This is a genomic window from Gemmatimonadaceae bacterium (assembly GCA_035633115.1).
Lineage (GTDB): Bacteria > Gemmatimonadota > Gemmatimonadetes > Gemmatimonadales > Gemmatimonadaceae > UBA4720.
Map to the genome: position 1 here is coordinate 154,291 of DASQFN010000079.1, position 16,815 is coordinate 171,105.

General features: G+C 62.8%; 17 protein-coding genes. 9 read left to right on the forward strand and 8 right to left on the reverse strand.

Annotated elements, in window-relative coordinates; all coding sequences use genetic code 11:
* Positions 1-64 precede the first annotated feature (64 nt).
* The gene (locus tag VES88_10380; GenBank protein ID HYN81897.1) at positions 65-394 is read left to right on the forward strand and encodes a hypothetical protein; all 330 of its coding nucleotides are present in this window, start codon (positions 65-67) and stop codon (positions 392-394) included.
* A gap of 520 nt (positions 395-914) precedes the next feature.
* On the opposite strand, the gene VES88_10385 is transcribed toward VES88_10380, so the two are convergent.
* Positions 915-1,088: a hypothetical protein gene (locus VES88_10385; GenBank protein ID HYN81898.1), complete on the reverse strand. Its 174-nt coding sequence runs from the start codon at positions 1,086-1,088 to the stop codon at positions 915-917.
* On the reverse strand, positions 1,085-2,431 hold the full coding sequence (locus VES88_10390; protein HYN81899.1) for a DNA polymerase domain-containing protein: 1,347 nt from the start codon (positions 2,429-2,431) through the stop codon (positions 1,085-1,087). The genes VES88_10385 and VES88_10390 overlap by 4 nt, the downstream gene beginning before the upstream one ends.
* A gap of 354 nt (positions 2,432-2,785) precedes the next feature.
* Between VES88_10390 and VES88_10395 the strand changes: the two genes are divergently transcribed.
* The gene (locus VES88_10395; protein HYN81900.1) at positions 2,786-2,944 is read left to right on the forward strand and encodes a hypothetical protein; all 159 of its coding nucleotides are present in this window, start codon (positions 2,786-2,788) and stop codon (positions 2,942-2,944) included.
* A gap of 50 nt (positions 2,945-2,994) precedes the next feature.
* On the opposite strand, the gene VES88_10400 is transcribed toward VES88_10395, so the two are convergent.
* The gene (locus VES88_10400) at positions 2,995-4,380 is read right to left on the reverse strand and encodes an amidohydrolase family protein (protein HYN81901.1); all 1,386 of its coding nucleotides are present in this window, start codon (positions 4,378-4,380) and stop codon (positions 2,995-2,997) included.
* On the reverse strand, positions 4,377-4,892 hold the full coding sequence (locus VES88_10405; protein HYN81902.1) for a DUF1697 domain-containing protein: 516 nt from the start codon (positions 4,890-4,892) through the stop codon (positions 4,377-4,379). Before VES88_10405 ends, VES88_10400 begins: the two co-directional genes overlap by 4 nt.
* A 245-nt stretch (positions 4,893-5,137) precedes the next feature.
* Between VES88_10405 and VES88_10410 the strand changes: the two genes are divergently transcribed.
* Entirely contained in the window at positions 5,138-5,620 is a 483-nt protein-coding gene (locus VES88_10410) for a hypothetical protein (GenBank protein HYN81903.1), read from the forward strand.
* 81 nt (positions 5,621-5,701) lie between these two features.
* Here VES88_10410 and VES88_10415 read toward each other — a convergent pair whose 3' ends face one another.
* Positions 5,702-6,076, reverse strand: coding sequence for a BlaI/MecI/CopY family transcriptional regulator (locus VES88_10415; GenBank protein HYN81904.1), 375 nt, complete (start codon positions 6,074-6,076; stop codon positions 5,702-5,704).
* On the reverse strand, positions 6,073-7,053 hold the full coding sequence (locus VES88_10420; protein HYN81905.1) for a M56 family metallopeptidase: 981 nt from the start codon (positions 7,051-7,053) through the stop codon (positions 6,073-6,075). The genes VES88_10415 and VES88_10420 overlap by 4 nt, the downstream gene beginning before the upstream one ends.
* A gap of 127 nt (positions 7,054-7,180) precedes the next feature.
* Here VES88_10420 and VES88_10425 point away from each other — a divergent pair, with 127 nt between their 5' ends.
* Both VES88_10425 and VES88_10430 read left to right on the forward strand, forming a co-directional pair.
* Complete coding sequence (locus VES88_10425) at positions 7,181-7,945, forward strand: hypothetical protein (protein ID HYN81906.1); 765 nt, start codon at positions 7,181-7,183, stop codon at positions 7,943-7,945.
* Complete coding sequence (locus VES88_10430) at positions 7,942-8,613, forward strand: DUF4386 domain-containing protein (protein HYN81907.1); 672 nt, start codon at positions 7,942-7,944, stop codon at positions 8,611-8,613. The genes VES88_10425 and VES88_10430 overlap by 4 nt, the downstream gene beginning before the upstream one ends.
* Positions 8,614-8,656: 43 nt before the next feature.
* Here the strand turns inward: VES88_10430 and VES88_10435 are convergent, their stop codons facing one another.
* A complete protein-coding gene (locus VES88_10435) occupies positions 8,657-10,600 on the reverse strand; it encodes a hypothetical protein (protein HYN81908.1) in 1,944 nt (647 codons plus the stop codon).
* Complete coding sequence (locus VES88_10440) at positions 10,597-12,045, reverse strand: serine/threonine-protein kinase (GenBank protein ID HYN81909.1); 1,449 nt, start codon at positions 12,043-12,045, stop codon at positions 10,597-10,599. Before VES88_10440 ends, VES88_10435 begins: the two co-directional genes overlap by 4 nt.
* A 435-nt stretch (positions 12,046-12,480) precedes the next feature.
* Here VES88_10440 and pfp point away from each other — a divergent pair, with 435 nt between their 5' ends.
* The 4 genes from pfp to VES88_10460 all read left to right on the forward strand — a co-directional run bounded on the left by pfp (position 12,481) and on the right by VES88_10460 (position 16,797).
* Positions 12,481-13,836, forward strand: coding sequence for a diphosphate--fructose-6-phosphate 1-phosphotransferase (pfp, locus tag VES88_10445; protein ID HYN81910.1), 1,356 nt, complete (start codon positions 12,481-12,483; stop codon positions 13,834-13,836).
* 95 nt (positions 13,837-13,931) lie between these two features.
* Entirely contained in the window at positions 13,932-14,396 is a 465-nt protein-coding gene (locus VES88_10450; protein ID HYN81911.1) for a protein kinase, read from the forward strand.
* A gap of 741 nt (positions 14,397-15,137) precedes the next feature.
* The gene (locus VES88_10455; protein HYN81912.1) at positions 15,138-15,800 is read left to right on the forward strand and encodes a protein-L-isoaspartate(D-aspartate) O-methyltransferase; all 663 of its coding nucleotides are present in this window, start codon (positions 15,138-15,140) and stop codon (positions 15,798-15,800) included.
* A 55-nt stretch (positions 15,801-15,855) separates the two neighbouring features.
* Positions 15,856-16,797 carry a hypothetical protein gene (locus VES88_10460; GenBank protein ID HYN81913.1) on the forward strand — a complete coding sequence of 314 codons (942 nt, stop codon included), beginning with the start codon at positions 15,856-15,858 and terminating at the stop codon, positions 16,795-16,797.
* Positions 16,798-16,815 lie beyond the last annotated feature (18 nt).

Consider the following 16,815-nt stretch of genomic DNA (forward strand, 5'->3'; position numbering starts at 1 on the left):
CGACCTGCACAGTAACTTTGACTCAGCAGGCGCGTAGTGCCCTGTATCAAGAGAGGAGCTCATCATGAATTCACGCTCCACGCTCTGGCGGTTGGCCGGAGTTGCATTTCTCCTCATCAACCTGGCCGGTGGGGTTTATGCCGGCATTACCGAAGAGTGGACACACGCCGCAGTCCATATCGGGCTGCTGATAGGGGCGTACGTGGCATGGCCGTTCGCGTCACGCGCAAGGCGGGAGGATCAGCCGGACGTGCAGCTCGCCGATCAGCGCGTCGAGTACCTGCAGCAGTCGGTCGATGCCATCGCGCTGGAAGTGGAACGTCTCGGCGAGGCGCAGCGCTTAGCCGAGAAGCTACGGGCGGAGCGGGTCGAGAACCCCGAGCGCAAGAGTTAGCGGCATTTTGCGCGCGCTTCACGTTGCGCCCGCGTTCCTTCTGCTTACCGCGTGTGCCCGCACGGCGGTCTCCAATTCTCCACCGGCCGGTCCTGCATCAGGTGTCATTCCCGGCATCGAGGTGTTCCTCTCCGACGTGCCATCGTCAACTTCGTGGAAAAAGAATCGGCCTCATAACGAATCAAAGTGCAGTTGACCGATCGAAGACTCCCGACATCGATCTGATCGCGAGGCACAGGGATCTCAAGCTCGTCGCGTTGTTTGCTCCCGAGCACGGCATTCGCGGCACAGTCGCAGCAGGCGCGAAGATCGAAGTCGAAGTGGATTCGAGAACCGGCGCCCCCATTCACTCGCTCTACAGGACCGAGGATCGTGGTCCGTCGCCCGAGATGTTGAAGGACGTTGACGTGCTCGTGTACGACCTGCAGGAAGTTGGCGGCAGAACGTGGACATACGTCTCGACTATGGCGCTCTCGATGCAGGCCGCGAAGAAGAAAAGAATCCCGTTCGTCGTTCTCGATCACCCCACGCCAAGCCGGCCCTGGCGCGGCCAGCCTGTGAGGAAGCCGATTGCAGTCGGGATTTCATCCGGTGGAACGCGCGCGAATAGTGCCGCGAGCTTTGCGATCTTATCCAGGCGACCGGACGTTCCTGCGACGGCCGCCGACACCTGTACGAGCTCCTGCAGTTTCATTTCTGAGCTGGACGGCGCGCTTCACGCCACGCGCGCGTCGGGTCATCATCAGGGTCGGGAGTATCCTGCACCGGTCTCGACTCTTCCGGAACGTTCCGCAGGTTGACGCGGATGCGCGTCCAGGTGGACGACCGTCCACGCATTGAATCCACAAGAACGTCGTCGACAGCCAAATGAGACGCCGCCTCAGGATGCCTGGCCTTCCACCGCTCGAGACCTTCGAGAGCCAGCTCCTTGTCAGTCGAGTTGGCAACCACGATCAGCGGCATCTTCGATCGGGGTTTCACTGCAGTTTTCGCCGCAGCCTTCTTCGTGGCGGCTTTCTTCTTCGTTGCCGACTTCGCCCGTGATGGGGCAACACGCGCGGGCTCGCCTTCCATCTTTCTAAAGTGAGGCGGCCATGGCGCGTCGCCGAGCCCGGCGGCCTCGTCGCGCGCGGCAAGCTCGAGCAGTTGATCGAGTGAGCCGGCCGCATCATCCATCCGCGCGTTCGGATCGCCAGTTGCTTCCAGACGAGCCGCCATCGTCAGCACAGTGAAATCGGCCGGGTCGCAGTCGGGAATCTCCTCCCACAAGACCGGCGCCGAGACACGTGCATCAGGGAGCGGGCGTATCGAGTAGGCCGAACATGTCGTGCGGTCCTTCGCGTTCTGGTTGTAATCGAGAAAAACGCCGTGGCGCTCCTCCTTCCACCACTTCGACGTTGCTAGGGTAGGCGCGCGCCGCTCGATCTCACGCGACAACGCCAGCGCGGCGCGTCGCACTTCCGTGAATGTCCACCGCTGGTGAATGCGCGCATTGACGTGCATCCCGCGCGAGCCGCTCGTCTTCGGCCAGCCGCGCAGTCCCATTTCCTCGAGCAGGTTCCTTGTCTCCATCGCGACGCGGCGGACATCGTCCCATTTCACGCCGGGAATCGGGTCCAGATCGATGCGCAGCTCGTCAGGATGATCGAGATCATTCGTGCGCACGGCGTGTGGATGGAGCTCGATGCAGCCGAGGTTCAGGATCCATGCGAGGCCGGCCGCGTCGTCGACGACCACTTCTTCGGCCGTGCGCCCCGACGGGAACGAGAGCGTGACGGTTCTCAGCCAGTCCGGACGATTCTCCGGCGCGCGCTTCTGATAGAATGGCGGTTTCTCCGCGCCGTCGACGAAGCGCTTGAGCACGTTCGGCCGGTCGCGGATGCCGGCGACGGCGCCGCTCGCGACCGACAGGTAATACTGGACGACGTCGAGCTTCGAGAGCTTGACGTCGCGGGAGAAATAGGGCTTGTCCGGATTGCTGATGCGGACATCCCGCCCGTCGATCGATAGAGTTTCCGCTGCCTCTTTCTTTGCCATCGTGGCTTGGCCCCGGGAGATCGACTGCGGCTAACGCGCACCCTCCAGGGCCCGCGACGTGCCGGGGTTTCGTGGACGCAAGTTTCCGCGGCGCCGGATTTCGTCGAGCTGCCGCCCCAGAGTAAATCGTAGATGCACGTTACTCGTCAGCAGGACCTCCCATGCATTCTCTTCCAGGCCGCACATGCTGTCGGGTAGTTCTGGAAAGCTCAAAGCACCAGCGATCATCAGCACATTGCACGTGCTCCCGTTCATGATCATGGAGCTGGTAAACCGACGGAACCTCCCCGAAGGCTTTCCAATCCCACTGTTTGCTTCATGTGGCTGCTAGGTTTGACGTTTGTCGCCCTCCTGATGCCAATCCTGCGGAGCCTCGCGACGGGAAACAGGGCGCTGGCGAATCCCGTCAGCCTGCTGCCCAGGGTCGTTTTCCTGATCCTCATAGCATGGGTGTGGGTCACCCTCGTGGTGGACCAGATGCCATGTTTCCTGGGAGTTCCAAATTGCGATTAGCATCGCACCGAAGAATCACTCAGCGCGCCGCAGGGCGGCAGTTGCGCACCTCAGCGAACACCCGGTAAGAGCGCAGAGCGGTCGTAGAGAGTTCCTCCGCGCATTACCATTCGGACTTTGCGCGCGTTCGCGATGTCGGCGCTCGGATCGGCGTCGAAAACGACGAGATCGGCATGCTTGCCGCGATCGAGTGAGCCGAGGTCGGCTTCGCGCCCCATCGCACGCGCCGCGACAAGAGTTGCGGACAGCAGCACCTGGCGGGCTGTCATACCTGCCGCCTGCATTGCTTCCATCTCGCGGTAGACACTTGGTCCATGCGCAGTTCCAGGATTTCCAGCGTCGGTGCCCATTGCGATCGGTATGCCTGCGTCGCGCAGCTTTCGAAGATTGACTTCCATCGTCTTGCGTTGCGCATCCCACGTACCGCTTCGCGCAGCTGTGGCAAGCCGGGCGCGAACTGTTTCCGGAATCACGCGCTCGAGCTTAGACCGGGTAACTGCATCCACACACTCGAGGGGATACCGCGCAGCGGGTGACCGGCCCATGCCTACGTCGGCGTAGCCTTCGCGTACGGTGAGAGTCGGGATGACGACGGTTCCATTTCTTCGCGCCGCGGCGATGAACTCGTCATCGATTTCAGCGGTCTCGACACTGTGCACGAGCACTCGCGTGCCGGCGGCGAGAGCCTCCTTTGCCCGGGGCAGCTGAGTCGCGTGCACGATCAGAGGCACGCCAGCCTTTTTCGCCGCCTGTCCGGCAATCATCAACATGTCGCGCGCATGTGGCTGCAATGAATCGGGAAGCTGGAGATACCACACCTTGATTGCGTTCGCGCCCATGTATGCAAGCCCGCCCACCGCCGCACGCACTATTGAATCGCCCGACATGGGAACGAACTGCTGAATAAACGGAAGATTGAGCCAGTGAGCCCGACTCGTCAGAAGAGGTCCGGCCGCGGCCATTCTTGGAGCGAGCGCCTGGGATTCGTGAGCCCGCGCCATGGCGTACGTGAAGGGGAAGCCGCCGACGTCGAACACCGCGGTGACGCCTGAGCAGAGCCACGCGCGGTCGAACGGCGCCGGATTCCGCTGGAGCGCAGCCACTGTCGAGTCGTATGGAAACTCGGCCCGCAAATCCACAGCGTCGGGTCGCCCGTCCACCCAGCCGGTCTGTGAATAGTGGACGTGGGCGTCTATCAGGCCGGGCGTGATGAACTTGCCCGACATGTCTATGATGCGTGCGCCGGCGGGCGCAGGGCAGTTTGCACGAGTGCCAGCGCAAAGGATGCGGCCGTCCCGTGCAACAACAGATGCATTCGGTATCGACGGTCCACGCGGATCGATGAGAGTTCCGCCGGCCAGCGCGATGGTGGAGGGCTGGCCCGGAGCGGTCGTGGTCCAGGCGAGCAATAAAAGCAGGACTCTCAGCAAACTCATCCGCCCTGCGCGGCCATCGCGGCCAGCTTCGCAACCGTGTTCATATTGCGAGCAGTCCCCTTTCCCGCCGCGGGTATTTTCAGTTTCGAGCGCCCCATGTTCGCGCCGTAGCGCACGTAGATCTCCCTTCGTCCGAGACCGACCTCCTCGTCCGCACGTCCCGATATGCTGTCGAGGCTGTCAGCGGGCGGTGCCGCATCGAGAAAGATCGCCACGGTGCGATTTGCGGGCGCATTCGGAAAGGGGTTCCGCGCCAGTACCTCTGCCATCTCCTTTGCTGTCCGTAACATGACCCCGACAGGCTTGCCGGCGTAGGCGAGGAGCCGATTCTCGAGCTCCTTACGCACAGCGGTCTCCGAGAGCGTGCTGTCGAAGACCACGTTCCCGCTCGCGATATAGGTTCTGACGTCGCGGAATCCGGCAGCTTCGCACATCACTTTGAGATCCACCATCGGGAGCTTGCCGGTTCCTCCCACGTTTACGGCGCGAAGGAGTGCAACGAATGCTGTCATTCGACCCAATATACTGACGCGGCGCAGCAAGCGAACGCGCGCGCGCAGCGGAGATTGCGAAACTGTTGATGAAGGGCGCGCGAAGCGAACCCATGGAAGAGAAAACACGCGTTGCAGCAGTGGCCTGAGCCGTAACAAAAGGCCATCTAACACCAGTGCGCGGCGTTCCAAGTATATGCGATTGACCTGAGCAGCGACACCGGGGTATGAGGAGGATGGCCCTTTCGCCCACATCCCGGCAACGGATGCGTCGACAAACGGTTTTCGCGGTTCTTCCAATCCTGCTGAGTCTCGGCGGCTGCAATATCTACGCGTGCGTATACGAGACTCGCTTCGTATCCGTTCAGGGCGCCGCAACACCGCCGGGCGGAGGTACAGTTGTCGTCGAATCGATGGGCTTTCGTCAGTACAGGCCGGAGCAACCCGTATCGAATTCGGTGTCGCACGTAGTGAGAGGAGAAGGATTCGCCGCCGCCCCCACGCGCCTGACGCTACGGGATAACCGCGATCCCGGCCGCGTAGTCGCCGTTCTGTCGATGCAGACGTCACCCGTGTCATTCACTGCCGGCAGCTCGTTCGATGTGGCGTCCAGCGATCGCGATCGGATGTTCGAGCTTCTTGCCAGCGGAAATGCTCGTCTTTTCCTCGAGCTTGCAAACGATGCTACTCTGATAGTGCCGCTGACCGTTGCGACTCGAGAAGACTGGCACCGCCCCAACTGCAGTTAGACACAAACGGTGCCGATGAGCCCCCACCGCGCCCACTGCACAAGGCGCTGGCGCGGATAGCGCGCCGGGTTAACGCCCGGGTTAACGCCGCTTCGCGGGCCGCTTCAACAGCTCGCGCATACGCGCAAGCTCCTTGTCCGACAGCCGATTCTGCTCCATGAGATGAGCAAGCAGCTTGATCGGCGACCCACCATAGATCTTGTCCAGCACTCGGCCGAGCGCGGACTCGCCGGCTTTCTCGGGCTCTATCACCGGAAAGTAGACGTGCGTCTTCCCCTCCCCGCGCCGGTGCGACACGTAGCCCTTCATCTCCAGCGTTCGAATCATGCTCGAGATGCCAGTGTATGCGAGGCTTGGATCGACCCGGTCCCGGACTTCGGTAACCGTCGCCTCTCCGAGCTCCCAGAGCACACTCATTATGTCCAGCTCGCGCTGAGTCAGATGGAGGTCGGTCATCGCGAGTGCTGCGTCGTGTTTGATGTCATAGCGACATTTGCGCCGTGCCTGGGGGTGAGTACGGGGTGAGGCATAGCCAGCACGAGCAACAGCAGCCCAAGTGCCACTGTGGGGAGCAGGTATCGCTGAGCATGCCGAAGCGGTGTTGGTGCCACCAGTGCGGTAAGCCGTCGCTCCAGCATTCCCGCTCCGAGGAACGCCGGCTGGAGTCGCGGACCCCGGCTGGCCGCCTGCGCGACCTTGAACAGAAGCTCTCCGTAAGCGTTCGCGTCGCCGAGCGCTGAGACGACTCGATTGTCGCAGTCCATCTCAACCGCCAGGCGGAGCCGTCGCAGCTGCCACCAGAGAGCAAGGTTCCACGGCAACACGATTAACGTGAGCGACGCGACGAAAAGAAGGAGCGCGTCGCGCGAGTTCCGATGCTCCTCTTCGTGACGCAGCACGTATCGACGCTGCACTCGCGGCAGGGCGAGCACCCACTGCGGGACCAGTACGCGCGAGTGCAACACTCCGACAGTGGCAGGGCCAACCGAGTCGGTGACGACGACGGGAACGCCATCGACGACCGAAGGCGCACGCCGGGCGTTCAGCCTGCGCGAGCGCGCTACCAGGAAGTACACGCGTGCCGCGGTGGCCAGGCCCCATAGCACAAGCATCGCGGAAGCAATCAACCAGACCCGATTGATGATCGGGTTCAACGATTCAATACGGGCCGCCAGGCCCTGGTCCAGCGCAGTGAGTGAGGCGGTACCGACCGCGTGACCGAGCTGTGAATCCACGACGTGATGCTCCAGTACGTCGGTGACCGACGACTTGTGATTTGCCTGGTATATGGGCGGAACCGTCACGCTGATCCCAATGACCACGCACCATACCCACCGGCGCGACGTCGTGGTCGCGGGCAGAATGCGCTCGACGAGCAGCCCGGCCATGCCGAGCAGTGTGCCAATCGCGATCACATAGAGAATGCAGACCATGGCTGCCTCGATGCCGAGAACGAATAACTAAGTACTTACTAGGGGCCTTGATAAGGCTTACGGGAAGGGACGCGTCCGGTTTCCCGCCGGGGGGCCAGCGGTCAAAGGGCGTGCCAGCTTCTGGCCCGTGAAACTAAAAACTAAGTTATTCCGTATTTCGGGGAAGGACAAGGCGAGGGAAGACAATTCCGTGCGAATGACTCTGGTGGTACACATCATCGCGGGCAGCCTCGGACTCGTTTCCGGGTTTGTCGCGCTCTATGCCTCGAAGGGAGCACCGCTGCATCGCAAGGCGGGGATGGTGTTCGTCTGTGTGATGCTCACCATGTTGTTCACCGGGCTGATGATCGCTGCTGTGCGCGGGGTGGCGCCCGCGATCAACATCCCGGTCGGGCTGCTGACCGCGTATCTGGTGACCACCTCGCTGACGACGATGCGACCTCCTGCCGCAGGGGCGCGCTGGCTGACCATCGGTCTGCTTCTGGTAGCCCTTGGCGTTGGCCTGACCAATGTCACATTCGGCTTCCAGGCGGTCGCCAGAGGCGGCAAGGAAGTCGGGATAGCGTTTCCGTTTTTCATTTTCGGCCTCGTGGCACTGTTGGGCGCGGCAGGGGATGTTCGCGTGGTGAGGTCGGGGCCTCTGCGCGGCGCGCCTCGAATTGCGAGGCATTTGTGGCGCATGTGTTTCGCGCTGGCCATCGCCGCGCTGTCGTTCTTCATCGGCCAGGCGAAGGTGATTCCCGAGCCGATCCGCATCATGCCTCTCCTCGCGCTGCCGCTGCTGGCCGTGCTCGTGACGATGTTCTATTGGCTCTGGCGCGTTCGCATCAAGCGAAACTTTCGCGGGGTCGCTCGCGCCGGCATCACTCAACCAGTGAGGACGCACTCATGACCCGCAGAACCAACGCAAGAATGGCCGGCGTCACATTCCTCGTCTACATCGCAGCCGGCATTACGAGCCTGATCATTGCCGGCCGGGCGTCAGGCACGGAGGGGATCGCTGCAAAGCTCGCGGGTTACGCACAGCACGCAACGGAGGTCCGTGTCGCGTTCCTGTTCTCTCTGCTCGCCTCCTTTTGTGCCCTGGTGCTGGCGGTGACACTTTACGCGATCACGCGCGACGAGGATTCTGATCTTGCAATGTTCGGCCTGGTCTGTCGCGTTGGCGAAGGTGTAAGCGGCAGCCTGCCGGTGATGCTCGGGCTACTCTGGCTCGCGACGGCCACCGGACCAGATGCGCCTGACACGGCAACCGCGCACACCCTCGGCGCATTTCTTCAGAAGGCCGGAGGCTGGCAAACGCTCGCCAGCGCAACGCTTTTCGCCGTGGGCAGCACACTCTTTTGCTGGCTTCTTCTGCGTGGCCGGATGATCCCCGTTGTACTTGCCTGGCTTGGCGTCGCCGCGTCCATCCTGCTTGTAGTGAGCCTTCCCCTGCAGCTTGCCGGATTCTTCGGCGGCCGGTTCTTCGACCTCATCTGGATTCCAATGGCGGTGTTCGAGGTGATACTCGCGGTGTGGCTGATCATCAAGGGAGCCGCCACACCGGCGACGCGATGAACGCGCAAACGATCCGCTTCCCTGAATTCGCGACGCGTTGGCTTTACGGCGACTTGACTGGCGCCGGCACCTCGATCCGCTGCAGCGCATTTCCGTTTGGCGCGCCAAAGGTAATCGCTGCCTTGTCGCCGTCGCCGAAGCCGACGAGCAGCATGCTGTATCCCGGAGGGCCGGCCAGCAGCCGCGCGGCCCCGTCGGTGGCCGACCGTATGTCCACCCGATTCCCGCCGTCGCCGACCAGGTCTTGCCACCCGATCAACAGTTGCGCGCCGTTGGCAGACCAGGATGCATCGAACTCATACACGTTCGGCTGAGCGCTCAGCGTCCGGAGGTGTTTGCCAGACGCAGACCAGATGTCGGTGACGCAGTACCCGGCAGTGCACTTGTTGACCTTCACTTCGCGAGCGTCAGGCGACCATTCGGGCGCGAAGCTCGTCGCGGGGGCGACCAGTTTCGGTGTGCCGCCGCTCGCCGGCACCGCAAACACGGCCAGGCCGCCGGACGTTTCGACCTGCGCGGGGAGCACGATCGTCCTGCTGTCTGGACTCCACCGGAACCCGTCTCCGACCAATCCGAGCCTGGTGAGGCGCGTGGCCGCTCCGCCGGCGACGGGAATTGTCCAGATATCCTCGCCGGCCGACTCCCGGTTGGACAGAAACGCGATGGCCTTGCCGTCGGGTGACCATCGCGGCGCGCTTTCGCCGGTGGGCCAGTCGGTTAGGCGGGTCGCGGTTCCACCTCCGGCCGGGGCAATCCAGACGTCAGAGTTGCCGGCGCGACGAGACGCGAAGGCGATCTGTTTCCCATCGGGTGACCACGACGGTTCATCGTCAGGACCCGGCGCGCTGCTCACGAGTATGGACTCGCCGCCACCGACGGGGGCCGTCCAGATGTCGGCATCGCCGTTCTTCGTGCCGACGTACGCGATTCGAGAGCCGTCGCGTGAGACGTCGGCATCGCTGATGCCCCAGTCCCCAGACGTCAGTTGGACAGGCGCCCCGCCTGCCACTGGCAACGCATAGAGATGGGAGTGTCCGAGTGCCACGGTCGCTACGACGCCGCGGCCGTCCGGAGTCCAATTCGGAAGCGACTCGCTGACGGCATCATCCGTGACCCGCTGGACGTCGGCTTCGCCGGTAGTGAGCACCCAGATGTCCGGCTGCCCACCGCGGTTCGAGGTAAACACGATGCGCGTTCCATCCGGCGACCAGCGGCCCGCCAGGTCGCCAGCGACGTCGTAGGTGAGTTGGTGGCGGTCGCCGGTGGCCACGTCCAGGCGCCACAGATCGCTCCTGCCCGTGCGTCGTGATTCATACAGGATCGAGCGGCCGTCCGGCGAAAACGTGCCGAACGACACTGATTCAAAACCCTCGATCGTCAGCTGGCGGTGCGTTCTCTTCTCGACGTCCCAAAGCCAGACCGTAGACTTGCCGTCCTTCGTGAGCGTATACGCGATCGACTTGCGGTCGGGTGACGGAAAGCTGTTGGTGCTTCCATCCACCTCGAACAGCTTCGCACTCGACCCGTCCGCAACCTTGTACACCCAGGTCTCATTTCCCTGAGCGGTGCCGCGCGTGAACAGCAGTCCGCTTCCGTCGGGTAGCCAGGCGTTCGAGACTTCATCGGCCGAACTGCCGCCGACGACTCGTTCCGGGCCGCTATCGGTGGGAACGATCACCGCATCCGGGTGCCCACCGGCATCGCGAGTGAGCGCAATCCACTTGCGGTCCGGTGACCAGAGCGGAGCGACGTCCCAGATACCAAAACTCACGCGCCTGGCGCCGGTGCCATCGCCGTTTGCGACGTAGATCGCCGATTTGCCGGCGACGAACTTCGCGAACGCGAGCCGGCCGTCATCCGAGAACTGGTAGCCAAAGGTGCCCGGACCAGGCACGAGTGTCATTCGGTCAACGGCCGCGCGGGAATCCGTTTGCGTGCAGCCAAGCAGGGTGACAGCCACGAACACCGCAATCATTCGTCGCATCATGGTTTCGTTTCGGAGTTTGCAGCGACTTTCCGGCGGGCACTTCCGTCGAGCACCCCGCGCAGCTGCGTATTGATCGTTCGCACAAGTGAGTCCTGCGCTGACAGCACGTTCTTGACGTTGAGCTCGAAGCTGCCGCTCCAGTAGTGCCGCACCGATTGCGGTTCCACTAGCTGGAGGTTGATTCGCATCACGTCGCCGGCGCGGAAGAGGGTTCCCTCCATGACCGCGTCGACGTCGAACTCGGCAGCCACGTCGCGGATGCGACGGCTCTGACCCTTTTCCGACAGCTCCGAACGTGGAACGACTGCCGCTAGGTTCATTCCCGCGATGCCGGTGATCAGCGCGTCCTGCATGCTCTCGGCGAACACGGCATCGGCACCGGAGATGTCACGCAGCGGCATTACCGCCACGCGCGTGATCGAGCCGAGGCCACCATCGCCACCTTTGCCGCCGAGCGCCTTCCACCCGCCGAGCGCGCCTGCAATCACGACCAGTGCGATTGCAGCGCCGATCATCAATCGCCGCGTGCCTGTCGCGCGAGCAGTCGGCGCCGCGGCGCTCACGGCTTTCACCGGGCGGGTCTGCGTCGGCGTGATCCCGCCGCTTGGCGTGCCGAGCGATTCGAGGAGCGGCACGAGCTCGTCCGTCGTTTGCCATCGGTCATCGGGCGACTTCTCGAGGCAGCGCATCACGAAGTCGCCGAGACCATGCGACACTGCGGCGCGCATTTCGGTCACAGGTTTCGGCTTTTCGAGCACCTGCGCGGAAAGTGTCGCTTGCGCACTCTTACCGTGGAACGGCGGGTCGCCCGTCAGCATTTCGTACGCGAGGAGCCCGAGCGCGTAGATGTCGGAACGCGCGTCTATATGCTCAGAGGCGGTTGCCTGCTCGGGTGACATGTAGGTCGGCGTGCCAACGGCGACGCCAACAGTGGTCAGATTTTCGCCGCCCGCGTCGCTCACGGCCTTGGCTACGCCGAAGTCCATGACCAGCGCGTGGCGGCCGGAGAGCATGACGTTGCCGGGCTTGATGTCGCGGTGCAGCACGCCGGCCGCGTGCGCCGCGGCGAGGGCGTCGGCCACTTCGCGCAGGATGCGCACCGCCTCGGGCACAGGAAGCGCGCCGTCGCGGTCGACCCGTTCGCGCAGAGACTCCCCGTCAACGAACGGCATCGTGTAGAAAAGGAATCCGCCTGACTCACCCGAGTCGAGCAGCGGCAGGATGTGCGGATGCTGAAGCCGGGCGAGAATCCTGATTTCGCGCGGAAATCGGTCCGGACCAAGAGCCGCGGCCAGCTCGGGGCGCAGCACCTTCACCGCAACTTTGCGGTCGTGCTTCAGGTCGTCTGCGAGGTAAACCGTTGCCATGCCGCCCGCACCGAGCTCACGCTCGATGGCATAGCGGTCCGCGAGCGCGGATCGTAGACGGTCTATCTGCTCTGGCACCGGCCAATACTATTGTACGAGGTGGTGTAGCGACAGGCGCAGCCGCGCCAGCTCCCAGACAACGCGCTTGCCAGCCCTTGCGGCAGACGCCGCTCCGAGTAGCTCTCCTTCAATGCCTGACAAACGGTCAGGCTGGACCAACTGATTCGGCGGGCTTGTTCCAGGGAGGGTCAGAAACGACTGCCCGAACGTCAGCGCGCACGTCGGTTCCGCACCCTGACGAAGGTGAAGCCGGGTTTCCGACGGACAAGCCGGGCGGCGTGAGATCGTAGAGCTGGGAGCAAGCAAGGTTGCCTGCACGTCGCGTCCCCGGGAGAACACCCGTATCTTGTGCGCGTGACATTCACGAAAAATCGTTTGGCGACTCATGCCGACTGAGTCGCTCGATCACCTCAGGCGCACGCTCGCCGATCGTTGCTCATGCAGGACCACGCCGTGACCCATCCGAGGAAGCTCGCAATTCTGGTTGGCGGAGGTCCCGCGCCGGGCATCAACAGCGTCATCGCCGCCGCGACGATCCGCGCGGAGGTCGACGGCATCGAGGTGATCGGAATTCGCGACGGCTTCGAGTGGATCATGCAGGGCGATGTGGATCACGTCACCGATCTGACAATCGATCGTGTCAGCCGGATTCACTTTCGCGGCGGATCTCATATCGGGATCTCGCGCGCGAACCCCACTCTGAATCGTGAGCACCTCGAGAACGCGGTACTCTCGCTCCTCCGTCTGAACGTCTCGCAGCTCATCACGATTGGCGGAGACGACACGGCGCATTCGGCAATGAGGCTCGAGGAGCAGTCGGCCGGCCGGATTCGCGTCGTCCATGTCCCGAAGTCGATCGATAACGACCTCGACCTTCCCGGTTACGTCGATACCTTCGGATTTCAGACTGCGCGCCACTACGGCGTCGAGATCATCAAGAACCTGATGGTCGACGCGAAGACGACTTCGCGGTGGTACTACGTCATCGCGATGGGTCGAAAGGCCGGCCACCTTGCGCTGGGCATCGGCAAAGCCGCCGGATCTACCTTGACGCTGGTTCCGGAAGAGTTCGCCGATGGTCCAATCCGGCTCAGCACCGTAGTCGACACGCTCGCAGGTGCGGCGATCAAGCGGCTCGCCGACGGCCGGCGCGACGGTGTGGCGGTCATCGCCGAGGGCCTGGTGCTCAGCCTGAGTGAAGAGGACCTGGCGCAGCTGGCTGACGTCGAGCGCGATGCTCACGGCCACATCCGCATCGACGAGATCAACATCGGCGAGATCCTCAAGGCCGAGGTGCTGAAACGGCTCCGCCAGTTCGGCATCAAGGCGACCATCGTTGCGAAGAACATCGGCTACGAGCTGCGTTGCGCGGATCCGATCCCATACGACATGGAGTACACGCGCGATCTCGGTTACTGCGCCGCCAAGTACCTGTTCGCGGGCGGTAACGGCGTGATGGTCTCAATGCAGGCGGGGCAGTTCGTCCCGATTCCTTTCGCCGAGATGATCGATCACGATAGCGGCCGAGCTCGCGTGCGGCTGCTGGACATACACTCTACGCGCTACAGCATCGCGCGTCGCTACATGATTCGCCTGCGACGGGACGACTTCGAGGATCCTCACGAGCTGGCGAAGTTCGCCGCAACGGCAGGGTTATCGCTCGAGGAGTTCCGCAGCGAGTTCGAGTATCTGATCGCCTCCGAGCCGCCGCCACTCGTGATCGACTCCGAGCGGCACACCCTGATCGAGGACCCCGCCGGACCCGGCGCCCGCGCGACGCAAGTGGTCGAGCATTCAGCCGCGCAGTGAGATAGCCCGCGGCGCCACTCGTTGGTAGCGCGCACCGCGGTTGACATCCCTTCGGCCCGAGCGGAATATCAGCGCATCCCTCCACGGGTAGTTCATTGACCGCACTTGCTCCCCAGAAAGCACTCGGCGACCGCTACACCATCGAGATCGAGATCGGTCGAGGCGGGATGGCGACTGTCTATCGCGCGCGCGACCCGCGGCACGACCGAAGCGTCGCGGTCAAGGTTCTGAACTCCGATGTCGCGGCGGCACTGGGCACCGAGAGATTCCTTCAGGAGATCAAGACAGTCGCGAGCCTGACCCACCCGCACATCGTCCCGGTGCATGATTCCGGCGAGACGGGTGGAGTGCTGTTCTACGTAATGCCGCACATCGAAGGCGAGACTCTACGCGACAGGATCAACCGCGAGAAGCGCTTGCCGGCCGCAGATACGGTGCGGCTGACCCGAACGCTTGCTACAACATTGCCTGCCTTTACGCGCAGGGCGGCCAGGGTGATCTCGCGCTCGATCACCTCGAGCGGGCGATCGAGCTCGGGATGCGCAATCGGGAATGGCTGACGACGGATCCCGATCTCGTTTCGATCAGGGGGAATCCACGGTTTGCGGCGCTTCTCACCGAGGTTCCTGCGGCTTCCTGACGCGCCTACACGGCTGCCATGCCCCCGCCGCCAATCTCCTTCTCTATGGTATAGTGGTTGCCGAGGGTGGGCGGCGGTGGGGATGATGTCGCAGGGCCTCGTAGTCTTCCAGAGTGTTCAACACCAGTGCCACTGACTCCGTCCGTGGGTCAAATTAGCCGGTCCGACTCCGCGCGACCCGGTTCCGAGGGAAAGGGGAAATTGGGAGACCTGTGAGACCCGTGAGTAATTCGATTGGTTGACAACCCCGCAAATTTTCGCTTTGTCTCCGTAATTTTGTAGCTCCAGAAAGCTCGCAGTCTCACAAACTGCCTCGAGAAATCGCGAAATGAGTGCGCCGACCACCCCGGCTGGGGACACCGCGACACCGCTGGAACAACCACACCCCCCGTCGCTTCAGTCTCCTCCCTGCGACGGCGCTGAACATGACCAACATGATCGGCGTCGGACCGTTCATCACGATCCCGCTGCTCATGTCCGCGCTCGGCGGTCCGCAGGCGATGCTGGGTTGGATCGTCGCGCTCGTCAACCCTTAGCTCGACGGTGCCGATCCGTTAGCCACTCGCGACTTCTCGCTGCGGCGCCTGCAATTACTGCCGGCCTTCTCACGTTAGTGCTTGGCTCGCTTGCCTGTCAGCGGCCGGAGCCTCAGCACGATTCCATGTCGGTCAAAAGCGATGCACAAGATCCCTATGTCGCCGAGCGAGCGCGGATGGTTCAGGAGCAGCTGCGCGCGAGGGGGATTCGCGAGAGAACGGTGCTCGCAGCGATGACAAGGGTGCCGCGCCATGAGTTCGTGGAGCCTTCGCTTCGGCATCTGGCGTATGCCGATGGTCCCCTTCCGATCGGCTTCGATCAGACAATCTCCCAGCCATACATTGTTGGCTACATGACGGAGGCAGCGAAAATCTCTCCCGAAGAAAAGGTGCTGGAGATCGGTACCGGCTCGGGCTACCAGGCAGCAATTCTGGCGGAGCTTGCGCGTGAGGTTTACACTATCGAAATCATTCGCGAGCTCGCTGACCGTGCCCGGAATCGGCTTCGCGAGCTTGGCTATACGAATGTCCAGATTCGCGCCGGGGATGGATACGCAGGTTGGAAAGAGCACGCACCGTTCGACGCGATTCTGGTCACTGCTGCCCCAGATCATGTGCCTCAGGCACTCGTGGACCAGCTGGCAGTGAACGGTCGAATGATCATTCCTGTCGGCGCGGGAGAGCAGGAGATGCGGGTGCTCACGAAGACGGCTGCCGGAGTGATCGAGGAGACCACGATGCAGGTGCGGTTTGTACCGCTTGTCCGCCCGGACACAAGACGCCGGTGAGGTAGCGAGTAGCGTGTCGAGAGGACGTTGTGACATTCACGTGGAAGTGACGAGGATGCAGACACTACGTCGTCTTCTAATCCTGCCGGGAATATTCGTCGCGAACAGTGCTCTCGGCCAACCCGCCGATTCAATCCGCAGCTCACTCAGAACCGTAGAGATTCACTCAGGACGCATCGAAACAGTTTTTACCGACGACCGCCACTTCGAGGCGCCGAACTGGTCGCCCGACGGTCGCTATTTCATCGTCAACGGCAAGGGACGGCTTTATCGTTTGAACGCTCGCGGTGAGAAGCGCCTCGAGGAGATTCCAACCGGATTCGCCACGCGCTCCAACAACGATCACGGTATCTCACCCGACGGAAAACGCCTCGTAATCAGCCATCACGCCGACGAGCACATTATCGACCCGAAGGAGGACTGGCTCGCGTCGAGCATCTACACTCTCCCCATCGCCGGCAGCGCGACGCCGGTAAAGGTCACGACGAAGGCGCCGAGCTTCTGGCATGGATGGTCTCCTGACGGAAAGACGCTCGCGTTCGTCGGCCGCCGGGATGGCGAGTGGGACATCTACACGATCCCCGTGGGCGGTGGAGATGAAAGACGCGTCACTACCTGCCGCGGTCTCGATGACGGCCCCGACGACTCGGCCGACGGCAAGTTCATCTACTTCAATTCGTTTTGTAGTGGAAAGATACAGATATGGCGCATGCGCCCCGACGGGAGCCAGCCCGAACAGCTCACTCGCGACGCTTACTCCAACTGGTTTCCGCACCCGTCGCCCGACGGGCGCTGGCTTGTTTTCATCTCGTACCTCGAAGACCAGGGCGAGGACCATCCGTTCGGAAAGCATGTAAAGCTTCGCCTGATGGACCTGCGCGACCGGTCAGTCCGCGATTTGACGCCAGCGTTTTTCGGCGGTCAGGGCACTATCAACGTTCCATCCTGGTTACCGGACAGTCGGCGAGTGGCCTTCGTGGTCTACGCCAGGCGTTAGTGAAGCGTCACGTCTCGA